Annotated in this window: 1 protein-coding gene; it reads left to right on the plus strand. The window is 36.5% G+C overall.

The window, feature by feature from the left end; translation table 11 throughout:
• Window positions 1–2,042, plus strand: a 2,042-nt coding sequence (locus VB654_RS16725; protein WP_323214938.1) for a tetratricopeptide repeat protein, incomplete at its 5' end; no start/stop codon positions are given.
• Window positions 2,043–2,560 lie beyond the last annotated feature (518 nt).

The raw sequence follows: 2,560 nt of genomic DNA on the forward strand, positions 1-2,560 counted from the left end.
CTATAAGTGTAATCACTGGGGAATTTATGAATGGTCAAATTTTAGATGCACGTTATCAAATTCTCAAAGTTCTGAATGTGGGGGAGGTGGTACAAACCTATTTAGTCGAAGATGCTATGCTTCCGGGTAAGCAATTGGTAGTAAAGCAGCTACATCCTGGTAGTGATAATCTCCAAGAGTTAACAATTCTGCGAGAGTTGTTTGCAGATGAGGCAAAAAAGTTAAAACAGCTAGGAGAGGAACAGCGACAAATCCAAAATTTAGTTACTTATTTTGAAGATAATGAAGAATTTTATCTAGTTCAAGAATACATTATTGGTAATAATTTAACCGCAGAAATTTTCATAGGAACACCTCTGCAAGAAAAAAAAGTAATTAGAATTTTATCAGAAATATTAGAAATTTTGGTATTTGTACATGGTCGTGGAGTGATTCACCAGAATATTAAACCAGCGAATATCATTCGTCGAAACTCAGATAAAAAGTTAGTTTTGGTTGACTTTGGTATTGTTCAGGAAGTTGTGACTACTATTGTTGGTAATATTGAATATGTACCTGTGGAACAATTACGCGGTGATCCTCAGTATAATAGTGATATATATGCTTTAGGGCTAGTGGCGATCGCCGCACTTATCGGTTTACCAGCTAACGAAATATCTAGATTACAAAATCAAAAAAGTCTCCTGACTGGCGAAATTATTTGGCGTACCAAAAATATAAAAGTCAGCAAAGAATTAGCAAAAATCATCGATAAAATGGTGCGCTTTAACTACCGCAAGCGCTATCAGTCTGTAACTGAAGTTTTACAAGATATACAGCAGGTGAAAAGTCATAAATATATTCAGCCAAAACAGATTTATCCAAAATTTTGGTTAATTTTAGTCGGGATAGCTGGTTTTATTGGAATTGTCACAGCAACATGGTTTTTTCAATCAATGAAAACTGTAGTTACTGAAATGAATTTTGAGCAATTATATCAAGAGGGAGTGAGAAAATTTCAAGCCGGAGAATATCAAGCCGCAGTTGAGGATTTTACTCAGGCGATCGCACTTGATTCACAAAATTATCGTGCTTATAATAAAAGAGGTGATGCCTTTTATCAGTTAGGAGACTATCAGCAAGCAAAAGCAGATAGTAGTAAAGCAATTGAATTAAATCCTCAAAATGACAATGCTTATTATGATCGAGGATTTTCTTTATATGAATTAGGCAAATACAAAGAAGCTATTGCTGATTACACCAAAGCTATTGAATTAAATCCTGATAATGGTTACGCTTATTACGGCCGGGGTTTAGCCTTAGTAAAGATGCAGGAGAATAAAGAGGCTAATGCAGATTTTAGCGCAGCTATCAGACTGCAACCTGATTATATTGAAGCGTATTTAGAACGGGGTATTCTGCGCCGTCGCCTGAGAATTTACAAAACAGCAATTGAGGATTTTGATGCCATAATTAGGATTAATCCTGATGATGCTAGACCTTATTATCAAAAAGGTTTAATCTACGCTACTAATAATCAAAAATATGCCGCCATTAGCAAATTTACTCAAGCGATTAGCCGCAATCCCAATTATGCAGCAGCCTATCTCAGACGGGGGGATATACAGAGTGAGTTGGGGTACAAATTAGAAGCTAATGAAGATTATAATAAAGCTTTACAACTAAATCCTAAATGGGGTGCTGGTTATAATCACCGAGGTATTCACCGCTTTTCTTTTGGAGATTACAAAGGCGCAATTGCAGATCATACTAAAGCCATTGAACTCAATTCTCAGGATGCGGCAGCTTTTAATAACCGTGGTAATGCTAATTCTCAAATCTGGTATTTGCAAGCTGCTAATGAAGATTATACTCAGGCGATCGCTATTAATTCTAAATATGGTTTAGCCTATTATAACAGAGCAGTGAATCGCGCAAAACAGAAAAATAAAGAAGGTGCGATCGCGGATTTTCAAGAAGCTATTAAACTCTTCCAAGAAAGTGGAGAAAGAAAGAGTCTTAAAGATGCACAAAGAGAACTGAATTTATTACTAAATAGATGATAAATCTACAAACCCAAAGATCCCCGACTTCTTTAAGAAGTTGGGGATCTGATACTTTCGCTATTTGTAAAAGTCAATTTTTTTAAACGAACCGCCAAGTCGCCTTCGCGTAGCGTCTCCCCTTGGGAGAAGGTCGCCAAGTGAAGAGGTTCAGAAATGATTTAGGACTGCTATATCTTAATTTTATTCCTAATCTTGCACTAATCCCAATATGCTTCAGCTAAGAATTTCTTCCTTTTCTTTCTTAACTTGGCGTACTTGGCGGTATGCGCTGCGCGCACGCTACGCGAACGTTCAATAAAGAATCCCACTTCCGTTAGTAATTTTTGTAACTTTATGGGGAATAATAAAATTAATATTCTTTGTCAAATGAAGGCAAATTTTGACGAATGGACTGGAAAACAATACTTAAAGCCCAACAGAGAGATTTTATCGCCAGACTAGAATCTGGTGATTTACTACATTGTGACAAAGAAGGAAAGCATAGTGAGTTAACAGTCATCTCCGGTGAGAGGTTA

The organism is Nodularia sp. UHCC 0506 (assembly GCF_034931045.1).
In the GTDB taxonomy this organism is placed as follows: Bacteria; Cyanobacteriota; Cyanobacteriia; order Cyanobacteriales; family Nostocaceae; genus Nodularia.